The following is an 18,303-nucleotide window of genomic DNA, read 5'->3' as shown; positions in this document are numbered from 1 at the left end:
CATCGCTACATGTAATATTAAGACATCCTACATAAATGTAGCATAGGAATAGTAGGATTTTTAGTCTAACATTAGGACAAAAAAGATAAGATATTGCGACATCCTATTTTTACGCGAAGAAATGGCTTGTCTTCTTCATGCCGTTGAATGGGCATTCATCAAATGGATTCCCCTTCCAAATCAGGATTGAAGCCGTCATTTTGAGGGTGAAATAACGGCACCTCAGTCCGTTAGCCCTCAAATTCAGCCCAATTTGGTGGAATCACGGCTGCTGGATCCCTAACAAATCAGCAGCTGCATAGGGGGAGGTGACGGGCGAGGTGTTATTGGTGGGATTCGTGGCACTTTAACTAGTTGGCTATTATTGGTGGCGGCGGTGTTATTTACTTCCTGTTTAGTCCCACTTGCGCTACACAACGCAAATAGAGCTGCCCCAGTAGATATCTCTACTGTTGTCGCAGCCCCATCACAGAAGAACACTTTTGCCTATCGCCTTCTACTCCCGATCCAGATATTTCCACCATCCTGCTGCTTACGCTCCACCTTCACCGCCCACCTTCTTCTTCGCATCCTCCAGAAGACTCCGGTAAGCCGGCTCATCCGGATGATCGCGCACTAAGTCCTCATAGTAGCGGCTGACTCGTTGGAAATAATAAGGATGTACGTCCTGCGTTGGAACAAGCCGGTACGGATCCCAGCGGTACGTCTGCACCTGATACACTTTATTCTGCTCTTTCACCCAAAGCGCGAGCTCACATAGGCCGTCTTTCCCCTCTCGGGTCGGCATATCCTCAATCTCCAAATGATCGTACGTCGTCCCCGGCGGGATCATCCGCTGAAAACCGCTTGACGTCCATTGGATGATGTCCAGCTCAGAGCCTGAACTCGCGCCCTCCTGCTGCCAGCCGATAATTACATCCCAACCTTCTCTGCGTGAAACAGGCGCTGCCGCAAAATCCGTCACTCCCCTAATTCCTCCCGTGGCTGCTGACGCAATAGGGAACCAGTTACCGGAATAGTCTTTGATCGAGAACAGGTACTGGCTGTCTAAGAATCTATACATAGCCGTGATTTCGGGAAATCCGTCACCATCAACGTCCGCATACAAGATTGCCGCGGGATTCCCCTGCTGCTGCAGCTGCACGATCTCAGCTTCTTGAGGTATACAGCTCCGGACGACGGCAAGGAAATCAATATTGTTCATGCTCATGGTTATCCCTCTTTTCGCATCATTCTCAGCTAAAGTATATGCGACTGCGGACTTGGCCCATGATCACTTATGCCAAGATCAACAAAAAGACCATGCATCTCAACCAAAGTTGACATACATGGTCCTTCTTACGCCTTAGGCGCTCCCAAGATACACCTGCGTCTGATGGACGCAATGAATGAAACGCACGGTTTGCGTTTCAGCTCTCATGACGACCGAGTGAGTCTCGGCGCGGCCGCCGAATTGATACTTCACACCGTTCAAGAAGTCCCCGGTCGTAACGCCTGTCGCTGCAAAATAAATATCGGATTCTCCGACGAGATCGCGCATGCTCAGCACTTTGGAGGGATCCGTGATCCCCATAGCCAAGCAGCGAGCGGCCTCCGCATCATCCTCCGGAAGAAGCCGCCCCTGGAACTCGCCGCCCATACAACGCAGCGCGGCCGCGGCAAGTACGCCTTCCGGTGCGCCTCCCGAACCCACGTGCAGGTCGATGCCCGTTTCGGGAAAAGCGGTCGCCATCGCTCCCGCCACATCGCCATCGCTGAGCAAATGAATTTTAACGCCTAGCGAACGAAGAATTAAGATTTTGTCGGCATGCCGTTTGCGGTCCAAAATCGAAACGGTTAGCTCCGTTACATCCTTTTGCAGCAGCTCCGCAGCTTTGCGTACGGTCACATCGAGTGGATCCTCCAACCGGAGATGACCGGCCAGTCGGGGACCGACGGCGAGCTTTTCCATATACATATCTGGCGCATGCAGCAGATTCCCTTTCTCGGCAATGGCTACAACGGAAAGCGCATTGTTTCTGCCGCTTGCTACGATATCCGTACCTTCCAGCGGATCTACAGCCACATCATATTCAGGACCGACACCGCTGCCCACTGGCTCACCAATATAGAGCATGGGTGCTTCGTCCATCTCACCTTCCCCGATGACAACAGTTCCCCGAAATGGAATGGAGCTAAAAATAGAACGCATGGCAGATGTTGCCGCTTCGTCAGCACTATGTTTATTCCCTTTTCCAGTCCACCGAGCGGATGCTAAAGCAGCATATTCTGTAACTCGAACAATTTCCAGTGACAAATCTCTTTGCATACATCCATTCACCCTTTCTACTTTGGAATTGTTTTGTACGTTTACGTTATGTCGGCTAAAATAAGTCCCGCTGTCTCTTCGATCGCCTTCTCACTAACATCGATGATGCGGCAGCCGAGATCACGATACAGTTTCATCGCAAAAGCCAACTCTTCTTTGACCCGCTCCCCAGTCGCATATTTGGCGCCAAAGGGAAGCCCTACAGCTTTCAAGCGTTCTGTTCGTATGCGCACCAAGTGATCAGGATTCATCGTTAAACCAATTAATTTCTTAGGATCTAATTCATGTATAATGGCGGGCGGCTTTACCTCGGGAACAAGCGGGTAATTGGCCACCTTATTTCCTTTATGCGCCAAATAAATGCTAAGCGGCGTTTTGGAGGTGCGGGAAGGCCCGAGCAGGACAATATGGGCGTGTCTCATCGCACTGGGATCTTTGCCATCGTCACTATTTACCGTAAATTCAACCGCTTCAACCCGCTGGTAATACTGCTCATCCATCTGGTAGAGCAAGCCTACTTTGCGCTTCGGCGAATCTTTGAACGTATCAATGAATGCCTGCATCATAGGTCCCATAATGTCAATTGCATTGACGCTGAGTCGAATCGCTTCCTGCCGCATCATCTCCCTAAGTTCAGGAAGAACAAGGGTGTAGGCAATAAAACCGTTCACTTTCGATGCTTCTTCCACTAAGGAGCGCACTTCATCTTCGGTTCGGATGGATCCGAAGCGTTTGACCTGCACTTGGCTTGCATTAAATTGGCGGATTGTTGCTTGTACGACGGTATTCGCCGTTTCCCCCACAGAATCCGAACAAACGAAAATCGTATGCATCTTTTCTCCCACTTGCACTCCTCCTGATTTAAATCCCCAGCGCTACTTCAAGCAGCAGTTTGGTCATCGTCGTTTTCGTAATTCGGCCAATTACTTCTTCATATTCCTGATCAGGCGCTGCCGGCTTAACGACGGGCAAACCGTCGACTTGATGATGAATCATTTTCCGAGCAGCTTCTAACACGCTGTCTTCCGGGTGTACCGTAACAATGTTTGGATGCCTGGTCATGACGAGCGAAACAGGCATTGTGTTAGCGGCAGATTGCCCTAATGTCACCTTAAGCAGATCCTTTCGTGAAACGATACCTACTAAAGCCCCCTGTTGATTTACAATCATTAAACTTCCTACATTTTCGAGAAAAAGTGTCACGACAGCATCACTAACCGTAACGGTCTCCCTGAGCACAACGGGAATGCCCATGACTTCTTTGACCTTCATCGCCTCAATATGCTTAAATGGTGAATTCACTTCAAGCGCAGCTTTTCCAAGAAAATAGCCGACTTTCGGTTTGGCATCAATATGCCCAAGCATCACCAAAACAGCCAGATCCGAACGAATCGTCGGGCGGCTAATGCCTAAAAGCTCAGCGATGCGTTCACCCGTAATCGGGGCATGCTTGCCCACAAGATCAATAATTTCCAACTGGCGGGATGTCAGCTCGATGATGTTTCCCTCCTAAACAATTCAAAACCACCTATATAGTGTGTTCTATTTATTATATATTGTATATTATATAGCATAAAAAAGGAAAATAACATTGTTTTATAGCACATAAAATAATTTCTTATCATTTTTGGACACGTTCCGTTCACTTATTAGGATGCAAAAAAGCCCCCTTTCTACTTCCCGGAGGAATAAAAGAGAGCTTTTCTATGCAGCTATTGGAAAAAGACGATGCCCATAATGCCCGCGCCTACAATGATAATAAATGGATGGAGCTTATATTTGACAATCCCCATGAATGCACCGATGGAGATTAAAATCGTAGCGATCTGCTGCCAGGTAACCGGCAGTTTCGCTTCCCCCCAGCCTGCCATGCCGAAGTGTATCGCCGCAAAAATAATTAAACCGGTGACGACAGGTTTCAAGCCATAGAAAGAAGATTTAAACCACTTATTATGATGCCATTTATATAAGAAAGCCGCTAATAATATAATTAATAAAAGAGATGGAAGCACCATGCCTAGCGTCGCCGCAATAGCGCCCATCACGCCAGCCGTTTGAAATCCAATTAGTGTGGCACAATTCGTCGCAATCGGTCCTGGGCCAGACCCCGCCAATGACACCACTTGGTTAAAAGCTTCATCTGAAAGCCAATTGTTCTTGCTCACCTCGTGCTGGATGACCGGCATCATCGCGTATCCGCCGCCGAAGGAGATAAATCCAATCTTAAAAAAAGTAAGAAATAAACTGAATAACACGCTTTTTCACCTTCCCTCATATACCGTCAGCAATGAAATAATCTGCGGCCCGGTTGGTCATTGGCGCTTGCGATTTCGTTTCTTTGCTTGCAAATGGATCTTTCATTCCCCATTTTTGTTTCAAGAAAACGACAGCAATTCCGACCACAAAACCGGAGCCAATCACTAAGATCGGTGATATCGGGATGAAAAGCAGGACGAGTACGGTCGCTATGGCTGTAAAAAGCGTCATTTTATCGATAATCGATGACTTCGCCATTTTGTAGGCAGCTGCTGCGATCAGTCCGACAATTGCAGCATGAATCCCTTCCATGATAGCTTGCATTTTCGGATAACTTTGGAGAATTGCGTAAACCATACTAAGGAGCATTACAATGATAAACGTAGGAAGCGTAATGCCGATGACGGCTGCTACGGCTCCTCGAATGCCTGCCAAATGATAACCGACTAAGGCCGAAACATTCACGCCTACGCCGCCCGGAGCTGCTCCGGAAATGGCAAGAAGTTCTGTCATCTCATCATCTGACATCCACCCGTTCGTCTCAACCACTTCTCGGTGTATAGCAGGCAGCATAGCATAACCGCCGCCAAATGTAAGTGGGCTGATCCGCAGAAATGTCCAGAAGATGCTTATTAATTTACGAAAGTTGTTTGTTGGCATGTTGGTTGACCTCCCCTGCACTTAATTCTATTTTGAACTAAAGAGAGTAGAATGTCCAATCATTTTTACTAATCCGCTCTCTAAATCCCCCTTATAATGCAGGACGGACGTTTATTTCAATCCCGATCATCCCGATTAAAAATGTAAGTTTAATTTATTTTGGTATAAAGGTCAGGTTTCGGAATCTTTGGGGTAAGCCTAACATAAGAACACCTAATCCAATTGAAAGGAAGGATGAATCATGAGCCGAATCATTCAAGCGTATTTTCACACGGAAAATCAAGCGGAGGATGCAAAAGTACTGCTGATGAAATACAATCCGGAAATGCTCGAGGTTGGATCACTGGAAGGTGGATATAACGGCAGCGGACGACTGCTGCTTCCCATCTTGGATGGTGGTGGTTTGGTAAACGAAGCAAACATGAACAACAGTTTTGCGATGGCTGGTGCGCTACCGACTGCGGCTCTCAGCTCTTCCGATTATGCGAGCGACCGGGACGCCACTGCACTCCATTATGTGCTCACAGCCAAAGTCGCGTATGCCGATTATTCAGGTGCCGCTGAAATCATTCGGCGGAACCATGGGCATCTGGAGGAATTAGATGAGTAGACAAAGAGTTCCCTCAATCCATAGGGATCATTTGCACCAATAAAAAAAGAGCTTGCCGACATCAACATCGGCGAGCTCTTTTTTATGCAGCATTTGTCTGCCGCTTTTTCATCGCATAATTCGTGATATAAACCCCGGTCACGATAAGTATCGCTCCCAAGAGATGATACACTCTCAATGATTCGCCGGTAAAAGCCGTTGCAAAGATTGCGCTGAACATCGGGATAAAGTTCAGAAAACCCGCGCAGCGCTGGGGCCCCAGGATTTCGATGGCTCGATTCCAGCTTAGGAAAGCTATGATTGATGCGAATAATCCGATATAAATGAGTCCTGAGATAAGCGCTGAATTCCAAGCAATCTGCGGGGATTTCACAGCCGCTTCCGTTATTGAAAGCGGAATTAGCAAGATCAAAGCGACGACAACCTGCGCCAGCAGCAAGGGGCTGGAGGGAAATCTCCCAGCTACCTTTTTCATACCAACGGAATATAAGGCCCAACACAGAACTGCTGTTAGCATCAGCAAATCGCCTTTATTAAAAGACAGGTGAAGCAGCGCTGACAGACTCCCACGGCTAATGATCCAACTCACGCCAGCCATTGAAATAAGAATGCCCGGCAACGCCGACCACGCTAATTTTTCTCGCATAACCAACCATGTCAGGAGCACGACAATAATCGGTGTCGCAGAGTTCATAAGTGAAGCGTTAATGGAACCCGTATATTGAACCGCGACATAAGTCAATGTGTTAAATCCGGCAACACCCGTTGCAGACAAGAACAAGAGCATTTTCCAATTCCTTAGAAATTCCGTCCTAAGTCGCCAAGTTTGCTTGCCATAGAACGGTAGAAGCAGTAGAAAAGCAATGCCCCAGCGCAAAGCAGCTAACGTTATGGGCGGGATATGCTCGACGAGCGCTTTACCGGCCACAAAATTGCCTCCCCATATGCAAGTGGCGAGCACTAAAAGTATGTAGGGGGATTGTCGTATCATGCGGGATCAAACTCCTTCGTAAATCCATCATCGGGTCATGCCCTTATACATGATAACATATGACGCACGCCTAGGGACGATGTCCCCCATAATATCGAATAACTAATTGGCGGAAGATACATACTAACGTATGGAAATATTGTGAAATGACTAAAGGAGATCTACACGGATGAGCAGCGAAGAGATAACGGAGATCAGCCTGCTAGAGCAAACCTTGCAAATACTTAGCGACTGTTCTGACTTGACGAATCTACACTTCCCGCTTCATCAGGTGGATTTGGTTTATTTCAGTTATCTTGTCCGTTCAGAATCTCTAAGAAATGATGTCTTGAATCTGCTCAATCAAACTGAAGTCACGATGGTTGCGATCCTTAGCAAGTCTTCCTTCAAGCAGAAACTTCAAGCGAACGAAATCGTTCATGATATACTGAACGGTTGTATCGCTATTTTTTATAATCATAAAGCCTACTTGTATGAAGCCTACGCGCCTGAATCTCGATCGATAGAAAGTTCAGAGACGGAAAGTGTCATCAGTGGTCCAATGGACTCTTTCACCGAGTCACTCAGCACAAATCTGTCTTTAATTCGCAGACGCATCAAAGATCCGTCACTCAAAGTGCTTTCCTTCACACTTGGCAGCAAAACCGGTACATCGTTAAATCTCCTTTATTTGGAAGGTCTTGCAGATTCGTCTCATGTGCAGCAGTTAAGCGAGATGATAGAAAAGCTCGATATTCCTCTCGTCAATGAAACGAATATTCTTGTTCAATACTTAAGCCCTAGCAAATACTCAATTGCACCGCAAATCCTAACAAGTGTGCGCCCTGATCTCATCACGAATAAACTGATCAGCGGCAAAATTGTCGGACTGCTTGAGGGGAGTCAAGCTGCCTTCAGTACCCCAACTTCCTTTATTGAATTTTTTATGTCGCCAGACGATTATTATCAACCGTGGGCCGTCGCCTCTGCCGTTCGTATTTTACGGCTTATTGCCTTATTCATTACACTCAGCTTTACCGCATTGTATGTATCTCTTGTCACTTATCACTATGAAATGATTCCTCCATCACTGCTAATAAATTTGATGGAATCCCGTAATCGAGTGCCTTTTTCACCGTTGGTAGAAGCCATTTTTATGGAGATGACTATCGAGCTTCTTCGTGAAGCAGGAGCACGCTTACCCACCAAAATCGGTTCTACGATTGGGACTGTCGGGGGAATCGTCATAGGTCAAGCTGCTGTTCAAGCTGGTGTAACAAGCAATATCCTCATCATCTCTGTTGCGATTTCGGCCATAGCCTCCTTCGCCATCCCTAGTTATATCATGAGTGCCTCTATTCGGTTAATGCGATTTGGTATCATTCTGTTGGCTGGTATTTTGGGAAATTTCGGTCTAGTTTTCGGTCTCGGATTCTTGATCGTTCAACTTTCCAGTTTACATATGTTTGGACTATCTTATCTATCACCTATAGCACCATCGCAACCTAGTCGTTGGTTAGATCAGATTATTCGAGTTCCCGTTCAAATTTTGGCTAAATTTAAAAAGTTCACCCCCAATAAATCAGGTAAATGAAGGAGTTACTCATGCGGGCAAAGCTCCCTTTTTTTCAGACCACCATTCTTGCCAATTTCATCCAGACCGGTGTCTTCGTATTCAATCTTCCCCGTCTGTTAGCAGAAAATATCGGGACGAACGGGTGGGCTGCTCTACTCATCTGTTCAGCCGTCGCTTCTTGCAATCTTTTCTTGATCTCATTGGTTTATCGGTTCGGAAAAGGGAAATCCATCTTCGATATCACGAAATCTGCATTACCTAACTTTATTATCATCCCTTTTTTTTGTATATTGGCTGCATTTTGGGGAATTCTGGGCAGTCTTATTGGTAAAGATTTCATACTCATTAGTACTTCTTTATCCTTCCGTTCACTCCCCCCGATTTACTTATATCTGCTGCTCGAACTGCTTGTATTTTTACTTTTATCCAAAGGAATTTTTTCTATCTCCAATTCGGCTGTTATCGCATTTTTCTTGCTAACTTGCAATTTCCTACTTTTGTTTTATGCTCGCAAAGACTTTGATTTATCACGAATGACTCCTTTTTGGTTTAAGGAAGTCGATCATACGCTAATGGGATGGTTTCAAATTTATTCAGCTTTTCTAGGTTATGAACTTTGTCTCCTTCTATTTCCCTATGTAGATGAAAAATCACACTTAATGCGTGGCTTTCAAATCGCTAATCTCATTACAACCGCTAGCTATATTTTAGTTAGCTTTATTTCCTTTGGCTTTTTCAGTTTGCATCAACTTCAACATATGAAGTTCCCTGTGTTGAATTTGTTATCCTACATGGAGCTCCCCTTTGTGAAACGAGTGGACGATCTAATATTCAATCTCTCCCTGTTACGAGTTATTGTTTCGAATGTTATGTTTGCCTGGGCATCTGCTGAAACGATCAGATGGCTCTTTCCAGCAGCGAAATTCCGTTCTACCCCTTATGTTGTCTTAGTTATTCTCGCAGTAGTTTCCTTCTTTGCCATACCAACAACGCTCGAAGAAACAGAGCCGTGGATATTTAGATTTGGAATTGCAGAAGCAGCGGTTGCTGTATTTCTTCCCATTGTATTACTTACTATCCTCCTTATTAACAAACGAAAAGGACAAAATTATGCGTAGGCTGTTTATTCTAGTTATTCTATTCTGTCTCACAGCTTGTGCCCAGCAGCATCGGATTGAGAAATTGGGCATGTCGGATACCGTAGCTATAGATCCTGCGTACGATAAAAATGGAAAGCCATCCAAGACTCAATTATCTATTGCTATTTCGATCCCACGAGCAGGAAAACCGAACTCCTCACAATTAGATATCTTGCAGACAAAAGCTTCTACACCTAAAGAAGGAAGGAGTAACTTCTCCCGGAAAATTGACAAAGTCATTGTTTCTGGTCAATTAAGAAGTATGCTCTTCGGGAAGGATCAAGCTAAACAAGGCATATGGAAAGCATTAGACTCCTATCGCCGAGATTATACGGTTGGCGAACGGCTAAAAATCGTCGTTGTGAACGGTAGCGCTGTCGACATGTTAACCCATTCCTATGCTCAAATCAGTACAGTCGGAAGTCACATTGACCAGCTTCTAACCCAAGAGACCAAAATTCATGAAGTACCTGAAGTCACACTCTACAGCTTCGCACGCGATTATTTTGACGATGGAATTGACCCAATTGCACCTCTGGTTATGATGAAAAATGATAATGTGGAAATAGATGGGGTCGCCTTGTTCAAAAAAGATCGTTACATTGGAAAGATCAGTCAACACAACACGGTGATGTTTGCTATTTTGCATCATAACCTTAATAATGCCGAATTCAATGTCAGATTTATGGATCAATCATCTGGTCAAAAAGAAGGAGCGATGATTAGCTCCATTATTTCCAAACGAAAAGTGTCTATTATGAAACAACCTGCAGGCGCTCCCCCAAAAATTGTTATGCAAATCCGATTGAGCGGTATTATGTTGGAGTATACAGGGGCTTCGACTTTTAAACATACAGATGAGCAAAAAGCCTTAAATCAAGATTTGTCCAAAGCCATCCGTGAACAAATGCAAGCAATTCTTAACCAAGTACAACACGTGGGAGGGGACAATTTGGGAATCGGCACTTATGTCCGAAACAGTATGCGTTACAACGAATGGAAGAAGATGAATTGGGACGCTCTCTACCCAAATGTTGATATCCGCGTGGAAGTAGACGCCAAGATTCGTGACTACGGGATGATACGGTAAACAATATTTCATGTTACGTTGACACGCTGCTTTCATTTCCATTACGATGGCTAAGTAATTGTCCTTAGGTTGGTTTTGAAATGTTCTAAACTTTCACATTTGTTTACTTAGGAGACTTGAGCCATGAAGCATAGTTATGTATCTCATCTTTTTTGCCCGAAATGTGACACGCGATATACAGCCGAGGACAAACATCAGCTGTGCACCTGCGGTTCACCGCTTTTAGTCGCCTACGACATGGAGGGTATTTCCAAGTCCTTGACTCCTGCCATGCTTCGCGATCGAGAACCAAGCCTTTGGCGCTATCGCGAGCTGCTGCCCGTCATTCAGCCGGAGCATGTCGTTACACTCGGCGAAGGCTTCACCCCGCTGCTTCCTATGCGCAGTATCGGCGCAGATATGCAGATCCCCGGTCTGCTCATGAAAGACGAAGGCTTACTGCCTACCGGCTCTTTCAAAGCCAGAGGCGCAGCTGTTGGCATCTCCAAAGCGAAGGAGCTGGGCGTGACGGAGCTTGCCATGCCGACCAATGGCAATGCAGGCGCAGCGTGGGCCTTGTATGCTGCCAGAGCGAAGATGAAGTCAACGATCATCATGCCCGTCGATGCTCCACTCATTACCCGTAATGAATGCGCCATTTCCGGATCCAATCTGTATCTGGTTAATGGTCTCATCAGCGATGCCGGGCGAATTGTCGCCGATCTCGTCAAATCATACAGCCTCTACGATGCCTCTACGCTCAAAGAACCTTATCGCATCGAAGGCAAGAAAACGATGGGGCTTGAAATCGCTGAGCAGCTGGGCTGGAAGCTTCCTGATGTGATTTTGTACCCGACTGGCGGCGGCGTTGGATTAATCGGGATTTATAAAGCGCTTCAGGAGCTGCAAACCTTAGGTTGGGTGCAAGGGAAATTGCCGCGGCTTGTCTCTGTGCAAGCAGAGGGTTGTGCGCCTATCGTCAAAGCTTGGGAAAATCAAGCCAAAGCCTCGGAATTTTGGCAGGAATCCAAGACAGTCGCCTTCGGCATTAACGTTCCAAAAGCGCTAGGCGATTTCTTAGTCTTGGAGGCCATCTATGCGACCGGCGGATGCGCAATTTCCATTCATGACGAGGAGCTGCTGCAAGAACAACAGCGAATCGCTGAGCTTGAGGGAGCATTCGTGTGCCCAGAGGGAGCAGCTACGTTCGCAGCCGCAAGAAAGCTGAAACAATCCGGTTGGATCGCCGAAGATGAGTGCGTTATTGCGCTTAACACGGGGGCTGGCATTAAATATCCGGATACCGTAAACGTCCAGGTTCCTGTCTTGCAGCCGGAGGAACGGATCACGAGATAAGGACGGGCCAGGAGTGAACAACGAATTGAACAAAACATTGATTACGGATATGCAATTATTTGCGGCGGCACTCTCACAAGCGAATGTCGCCGTGATCCAATGCACGGCGGATGATATCCCGGTATTTCTCGCTGTTGGTAAAATTAGAAAATACACGCCATTCGAGGTACAGATCGGTGAAATATCGTATCTGCGGGAAGAAAGCGAATTCCGCATTAAAGAAGATTGACAATGAAGCTTTTAATAGAACGTCACTTCGCAATAAGATCCCAATGGAATAATTTCATTTAAATACTTGTACATTGCTTCCTTCTCACGATTCTGAAGTTGTCGGTCGGCATGAAAATCAAAATAAATCAAGCTCTCCGCGGCATCATAGTGGACAAACGATAAGTGACCGCAGGGAAATAGCCGATTAATGGCCTCAATAATGCCATATTGGTTCAAATTCCTGCGTTTCGCCGTTTGAACAACAGCTTCCGGAATGTCCTGCGGCAGCGGGACATTATCCGTTTGCACCAAGTTATAGGCTTTTACTTGATAACTAACATAAGGATACAAGTAAGCGCTTGCATAACGTTGCAAGCTCTCGGCATCCTTTTCCGATAAGTTCAAATCTTCGTTCCACGCATAGATCGTCGCTTTATGCTTTTCCGGTGTATGAATTCGAACATATCTCAAATGCGGAAAACGCTTTTTTACCAACTGCTCCGATAATAGTCGGGTTCCCACCTTCATCACCTCTTCGAATTATCTCTTATTATCTTATTCGGATACCTATCATCCTAGACCCGCTCTGATAAGCGTAAAAAAGCCTGGCAGGAAGATCATAGATCTCCACCAGGCCTTTCATATAACTATTTTAAAATGTAGCTGGCCACTTCACTTAAATCCAGAATATCAATGATACCGTCCACGTGGACGTCCGCTTTGCTATCCCAGTTAGGATCTGTGTTTCTTAATCCATAATGAGCGGCAATAAAGGCTAAGTCGCCGATGCTCACTTGACCGGAGTTATTCACATCGTATCCATGACTTGTGTGCACGGAAGCTTGGAACGCTGTCAGCGCGGCATTCAGTTCAGCAACGGCTTGCATTATTTCAGCCTGTGTAACATTCGGATTCGCTTGAACGGCTTTGGCCCTCGTAATGGCAGCTAGAAGATCAGCTTTCGATCCAGCTGGATATTCCCCTTGACCAATTCCTTCAACCGCCTGTGCGTATGTCGTCTCAGCCGTGCTAATAAGCGTATTCAACGCGGACAAGTCGGCATAACGGATCGTAATCGGCTTCTCTACGCCTTGGAAAACAGTTTCTACCCCTGCTGCATTAGCCACCTCTGCCGAGCTGTAAACGTTGGTGACAACCGTACTGCCAACCGACTTGGCTCTAAGCTGAAGCGAGATCAGTTCGCTATTGCCTGTCACGCCATAGTCAGTTCCCAAACTAACCAAGATGATTCGCACTTTGCCAGGTGTACTGTACACATTGCCTACCACACTCACACCATCTTGCAATTCTTTGGTTGATACATATTCGAAGTAATCCGGATTATAGGTAAAGCTCACATTTTGGGCGATGACGGGCTCCGTAATACCGCTCAGACCATATGTCAGCGTGAGCGTCTCCCCAGGCTTTAATGTGCTTCCCCCGCCTAAAAGAATACCCGGCTCTTGCGGTTCACCTGCGGGCACCGTAATGCTCGGCATCGGCGGCTGGCTCATCCCTCCACCTAGATAGTAACTCACATGAGGAGGTTGGTTGTAGCCCGTATTTTCACGAGCCACACCTAATCGGTATACTGGATCATGCATTAGCGTATAGAAGCGGTAATCTGTTACATCCGTTGTCATATAGATGCGCAGCGCACTGCTGTCTTCAAGTCGCCACATGGCTTCTTCACGCCAGTCACCGAATAGATCGGCTTGCAGGCCTGGGTTCCCTTTTGTTCCATTGTTGGAGAATGTACCTACTGCTGAAAGCAGCGTCTTCACTTGCGAATTCTCATAATCCCATTTCAAAATATTACCTACACCGGTCAGCGTCGTATCGTTGTAAGTATGGTCGAGCAGCTCACGCTGGAGATCTCCATCCCACCAAATCGCGAAGTTCGCAGGCGGAATATGCGTGGAAATCTCATTGCCCTTCACATCGTACAAGCCCCCGGAGGTACTGTTCCAGCCCCCCGCATCAATGGCCCAAGATTCAGCCCCTTTGTACCGTGGATCAATATCGGCGGATACACCACGGCCTACATCATAGTTCGTAGGTTTCCCCCAGATGAGCTCGCCTGTTTTCGCATCGCGGAATTCCAAGCCTGCACGGTTCGGCTTTTCCTCATGCACCTGAAAAACCTCATAACCAGGGCGATCCGGATCCAAGTCACTTAAATGCATTGCATCTCCATGCCCCAAACCCGTTGTATAAAGTCCTGTACCATCGTCGTCAACCGCCATTGCGCCATACACGATTTCATCTTTGCCGTCCCCGTCAACGTCCGCAACGCTTAAGTTGTGATTCCCTTGACCTGCATAGCTGCCATTTCCGGGCGTGTTTGAATCAAACGTCCACACTTTCGTTAACTGTCCGTCTTTCCAGTTGTACGCGACAAGAACTGTTCTCGTGTAGTAGCCACGTGCCATAATCAGACTTGGGTGCTCGCCATCCAGATAAGCAATTGCTGCCAGAAAACGATCGACACGGTTACCGTACGTATCTCCCCAGTTCGCCACCGTTCCCCTTGGAGGTTCGTAAGAAGTCGTTGTAAGTGTTTTACCCGTGGTACCTTCAAAAATGCTCAAATATTCAGGACCGGTTAAAATGTAACCCGATGAATTGCGATAATCCGCCGCCCCGTTCCCAAGCACGGTTCCGGTCCCATCGATGGTTCCGTCCGCCGTTTTCATGGCGACTTCCGCCTTGCCGTCTCCATCCAGATCATACACCATGAACTGTGTGTAATGAGCTCCAGCCCGGATATTTTTACCCAAATCAATACGCCATAATTGGGAGCCGTCAAGTTCATAGGCATCTATATAAACATTGCCTGTGTAACCGGACTGCGAATTGTCCTTGGAATTGGAAGGATCCCATTTCACCACATATTCGTATTGTCCATCGCCATCCAAATCACCGACACTAACATCGTTCGCGCTATATGTATAGGCGACCCCATCCGGAGTAATGCCCCCTGTCGGTTTATTCAGAGGAATATCCAAATGATTCGTCTCCATGACAGCTGCGCTGCCCGAAGCCGTTTGCTCAATTCCGCTCACGATCGCTCGAACCGTATAAGTCGACTGCAGCGTACCTTCCGTATCAAGGAAGTTCGTGCTTGAGGCGATCGGGGTGCTGTTGATCTTCTGGCCGTCCCGATACAAATTGAATGAAATGCTGCTTGGCTCTGTGCCCAACAATCTCCAACCGACATATACGCCATTGCTCACTTTAATCGCCGTGGTGCCTCGTTCCAGACGTTCCATTTGACGTTGGAACACTTTTTTGATCGGTGATACAACAGAGGCTGTGAGATCGGATAACCCCGCCGAATTTACGGCTGCAATTTTGTAATAATAAGGAATATTCGTTGTCACGGATTGATCAACATAGGATGAATCCGATGTTCCGGCAATTTTACTGTATGCCCCTGCCTCGTTGGATGATCTGTAAACATAGTAGTAAACAGCTCCAGAAACGGTATCCCAGTCTAAACTAACGGAACTTTCTGTGGCATTCGTGATTTGAAAATGGCCGGGAACTGCTGGTTTTTGGCCCGTTCCATCTGATACAGTTACCAACAGCGGGTCACTTTTCGGTGATTCATAACCACCGACTGTGTTTGTTACCGCATACGTGTAAGTTAAACCAAGTTCAACTGAAGTGTCCGCATATGCCGCTGCGCTCGTTGTGCCAATTTTGGTATAATCGGCCTGTCCTTCACCTTTCCTGTAAATGCTGTATTCGCTCACACCTTGTGCAGCATTCCAACTAAGCTGTACGCTTGGTGATGGAGATACGTTCACTCTGTCAACCTTGACACCGCTCATGACCACAACCGGCGTAATTTCGATGACGTTGACACGGCCGTCATTGCCGCCAATATCCACGTTCATCTGTCCGTCTGCAACGGTGACAACAGCCGTGACATCCTGAAAGCTGCCGCTGGCCGTACTCGTGGAACCCCGATTGATCCCCTCAATCGTTACGGCCGTCTTATTGCTTGCCGTTCCATCGCCTGCGGTAACTTTGACGAAATAATCCCCATTTTCCATATCCACTTTAAATGAGAAGCTTTTATCAATGACAAAATCTCTTAAAATATCGCTGAAACCAGCTCCACGATCTCTACTCGCTATGGTTTTGCTTAGACCAAATCCCGTAGCACTGCTATACAACGTAGATTCAGAAACGCGTGTATAACCGGGGGCTACAGGACTTGTCGCTGTTCCGAAATCAAAGAGGTAGGCTTGCTGAGCAGCAGAAACTGTCTTAGGAAGTACTGCTGAGCCTGAAAATATGGCGAACGCCATCGTTGCGCTTAAAAAGAGCGGAAGTTTTCTCATTTTCATTTTCGCGTTCATCTACCTTTCATTTGCCGATTGGAAGTTATCGTAAGCTGCGAGAATTAATACAGCCGCTTCAGCTCGTGTTGCTTGATCATCCGGAACAAAATAGTTATTGTCTCTGCCTTGAATCAATCCAGCTTTACGTGAAGCTTTGATTTCCTGCAGCGCCCATGCCGGAATCTGATCCTCATCAGCAAAGGAATCCGCCTCATCGGAGTTTGACTCCAGACCGATTGCCCGTGCGACCATAACCGCCATCTCCGCGCGCGAAATGAGCCGATCCGCACCAAAGGAGTGATCTTCGTAACCCGTTACCACGCCAGCGGATGCCGCTTCAAAAATATAAGCTTTGGCCCATTGCGGGATATCGGCGATATCGGAGAATTGCATATTTTGTGCATCCTTGCTAGTAAGCGAAACCGCGCGTACCAGCATAGCTGTGAACTCCGCTCGTGTTACTTTGCCGTCCGGTTGGAATGTTCCGTCATCGTAACCGTTTACAATACCGAGCGATGCCGCTCGCTCAACAGCTTTTTGTGCCCAATGATTGGCCATATCACTAAAAGTAATAACCATTGGTATGGGCGAAAACAACTTGCCCTTCTTTCGCGATTGCCGGAACGGAAAATCCGTTCATCGGGCTCGTTCCTTTTATAAAACGTAAATGGGTTGTGTCATAGGATAATCGAATTTCGTAGCCAAAAAGGTCTGTCACATGGGTGCCTTTGACAACAACTCGCACCTGACTCCCGACTTGGGTTTGATTGCTGGTTAGGGATAAGGAGTAGCTAGGCGACTCAGCCGCCATGGCTTGTGCGTAACTGAATGAAATGCACAGAAATAAACATAATGCGAATAAAAGCCCTTTCTTTTTCAACGCAGCCTCCGTCCTCTCCGTGATGTGAATGGGTGCGGGGAGGAAAGCAGCAGCATTCCCTGCCTTCCCACCCGCTAATCAAGGAAAATCCCACTTAAAAGTCTTCGTTAATGATCAACTGAGCAAGTGCTGAAAGATCTTCGATATCAATCATTTTATCGTTGTTGAGGTCAAATTGTTTCCAATCGTTCCAATCTGGACTGTCGACCGATTTACCATACGCTTTAACCATAAGCGCCAAATCGCCGATACTTGCTTTGCCATCATTCGTATAGTCACCAACCACTTTTGTAACCACAGATTGACGGAAAGTTTGAAGTTTGGCGGAAAGCTCAGCAATCGCTTGATTAATAAGCTCTTGAGAGATCGTCGAATCATTCGCAGCCAGAATCGCTTTATCAATAGCTGCTTGCAGAATCGCTTTGGAGCCGGAAGGGTACTCGCCAACATGGCTGCCTTCAACTGCGCTGCTAATTACGCCTTGTGCTTCAGCAATGAGAGCATTCAACTGCGTTTTGTCTCCAGAGCCAATTTGCACAGCGTACGAACTACCCTGCAACTGCTGCTCTATGCCTGCACCGTTCGCAACAGTTAACGCTGAGACGGCAGCAGTTCCTACTCCGGATTGCACGGAGGATTTGGCCGTCAAACTGATAGTGAACAGCGGGCCGTTCGGACGCGCTTGTTTGTCGCCGAAGTGAACGCCGAGAATGCGAAGCTTGCCTGGTGTTTGTTTGTAATCAACTATCTTGAAGGTGTTTTCGTCCAACGAAACAGGAGGCGTATTATTCAAATCCAATTTGTTCGTATCCACATCAATGGTGATATCCTCAGCAACTACCTCCGAGTTTACGTGCTCCAATCCGTATGTAACATTGAACGATTGCCCGGGAGCGACGGCGTCAGGACCACTTAAA

At 46.8% G+C, this 18,303-nt stretch carries 17 protein-coding genes; 6 read left to right on the top strand and 11 right to left on the bottom strand.

Going from position 1 to position 18,303, the window contains the following annotated elements; all coding sequences use genetic code 11:
- Positions 1-532: 532 nt before the first annotated feature.
- The 6 genes from PCH02S_RS01925 to PCH02S_RS01900 form a co-directional block, all read right to left on the bottom strand.
- Positions 533-1,210 (bottom strand): hypothetical protein, encoded by a 678-nt coding sequence (locus PCH02S_RS01925; RefSeq protein ID WP_127449492.1) that lies wholly within the window; start codon positions 1,208-1,210, stop codon positions 533-535.
- A gap of 135 nt (positions 1,211-1,345) precedes the next feature.
- Entirely contained in the window at positions 1,346-2,308 is a 963-nt protein-coding gene (gene glpX / locus PCH02S_RS01920) for a class II fructose-bisphosphatase (protein ID WP_127449490.1), read from the bottom strand.
- Positions 2,309-2,349: 41 nt separating this feature from the next.
- A complete protein-coding gene (locus tag PCH02S_RS01915) occupies positions 2,350-3,141 on the bottom strand; it encodes a pyruvate, water dikinase regulatory protein (protein ID WP_127449765.1) in 792 nt (263 codons plus the stop codon).
- Positions 3,142-3,169: 28 nt separating this feature from the next.
- Positions 3,170-3,808, bottom strand: coding sequence for a helix-turn-helix transcriptional regulator (locus PCH02S_RS01910; RefSeq protein WP_268597084.1), 639 nt, complete (start codon positions 3,806-3,808; stop codon positions 3,170-3,172).
- Positions 3,809-4,020: 212 nt separating this feature from the next.
- The gene (locus tag PCH02S_RS01905) at positions 4,021-4,563 is read right to left on the bottom strand and encodes a chromate transporter (RefSeq protein WP_127449486.1); all 543 of its coding nucleotides are present in this window, start codon (positions 4,561-4,563) and stop codon (positions 4,021-4,023) included.
- A 16-nt stretch (positions 4,564-4,579) separates the two neighbouring features.
- Entirely contained in the window at positions 4,580-5,224 is a 645-nt protein-coding gene (locus PCH02S_RS01900; protein WP_127449484.1) for a chromate transporter, read from the bottom strand.
- Positions 5,225-5,465: 241 nt separating this feature from the next.
- Here PCH02S_RS01900 and PCH02S_RS01895 point away from each other — a divergent pair, with 241 nt between their 5' ends.
- The gene (locus tag PCH02S_RS01895) at positions 5,466-5,834 is read left to right on the top strand and encodes a hypothetical protein (protein WP_127449482.1); all 369 of its coding nucleotides are present in this window, start codon (positions 5,466-5,468) and stop codon (positions 5,832-5,834) included.
- Positions 5,835-5,916: 82 nt separating this feature from the next.
- Here the strand turns inward: PCH02S_RS01895 and PCH02S_RS01890 are convergent, their stop codons facing one another.
- Positions 5,917-6,825, bottom strand: a complete 909-nt coding sequence (locus PCH02S_RS01890) for a DMT family transporter (RefSeq protein WP_127449480.1) — start codon at positions 6,823-6,825, stop codon at positions 5,917-5,919.
- 169 nt (positions 6,826-6,994) lie between these two features.
- On the opposite strand from PCH02S_RS01890, the gene PCH02S_RS01885 reads away from it, so the two are divergent.
- From PCH02S_RS01885 to PCH02S_RS01865, 5 genes are all read left to right on the top strand, one after another.
- Positions 6,995-8,398 (top strand): spore germination protein, encoded by a 1,404-nt coding sequence (locus tag PCH02S_RS01885; RefSeq protein ID WP_127449478.1) that lies wholly within the window; start codon positions 6,995-6,997, stop codon positions 8,396-8,398.
- Positions 8,395-9,498, top strand: a complete 1,104-nt coding sequence (locus PCH02S_RS01880; protein WP_127449476.1) for a GerAB/ArcD/ProY family transporter — start codon at positions 8,395-8,397, stop codon at positions 9,496-9,498. The genes PCH02S_RS01885 and PCH02S_RS01880 overlap by 4 nt, the downstream gene beginning before the upstream one ends.
- Positions 9,491-10,609, top strand: coding sequence for a Ger(x)C family spore germination protein (locus tag PCH02S_RS01875; RefSeq protein WP_127449474.1), 1,119 nt, complete (start codon positions 9,491-9,493; stop codon positions 10,607-10,609). The genes PCH02S_RS01880 and PCH02S_RS01875 overlap by 8 nt, the downstream gene beginning before the upstream one ends.
- Positions 10,610-10,732: 123 nt before the next feature.
- Positions 10,733-11,944 carry a threonine synthase gene (locus PCH02S_RS01870; RefSeq protein ID WP_127449472.1) on the top strand — a complete coding sequence of 404 codons (1,212 nt, stop codon included), beginning with the start codon at positions 10,733-10,735 and terminating at the stop codon, positions 11,942-11,944.
- 25 nt (positions 11,945-11,969) lie between these two features.
- Entirely contained in the window at positions 11,970-12,173 is a 204-nt protein-coding gene (locus tag PCH02S_RS01865) for a hypothetical protein (protein WP_127449470.1), read from the top strand.
- A gap of 11 nt (positions 12,174-12,184) precedes the next feature.
- Here the strand turns inward: PCH02S_RS01865 and PCH02S_RS01860 are convergent, their stop codons facing one another.
- From PCH02S_RS01860 to PCH02S_RS01845, 4 genes are all read right to left on the bottom strand, one after another.
- Positions 12,185-12,676, bottom strand: a complete 492-nt coding sequence (locus PCH02S_RS01860; protein WP_127449468.1) for a hypothetical protein — start codon at positions 12,674-12,676, stop codon at positions 12,185-12,187.
- 125 nt (positions 12,677-12,801) lie between these two features.
- Positions 12,802-16,512 carry a rhamnogalacturonan lyase family protein gene (locus PCH02S_RS36660; protein WP_127449466.1) on the bottom strand — a complete coding sequence of 1,237 codons (3,711 nt, stop codon included), beginning with the start codon at positions 16,510-16,512 and terminating at the stop codon, positions 12,802-12,804.
- A 12-nt stretch (positions 16,513-16,524) separates the two neighbouring features.
- On the bottom strand, positions 16,525-17,103 hold the full coding sequence (locus tag PCH02S_RS01850) for an S-layer homology domain-containing protein (protein ID WP_127449464.1): 579 nt from the start codon (positions 17,101-17,103) through the stop codon (positions 16,525-16,527).
- Complete coding sequence (locus tag PCH02S_RS01845; RefSeq protein ID WP_127449462.1) at positions 17,069-17,386, bottom strand: cohesin domain-containing protein; 318 nt, start codon at positions 17,384-17,386, stop codon at positions 17,069-17,071. Before PCH02S_RS01845 ends, PCH02S_RS01850 begins: the two co-directional genes overlap by 35 nt.
- Positions 17,387-18,303 lie beyond the last annotated feature (917 nt).

Source organism: Paenibacillus chondroitinus NBRC 15376 (assembly GCF_004000765.1).
Lineage (GTDB): Bacteria > Bacillota > Bacilli > Paenibacillales > NBRC-103111 > Paenibacillus_E > Paenibacillus_E chondroitinus.
This window is presented reverse-complemented; position numbering and strand designations above follow the sequence as displayed.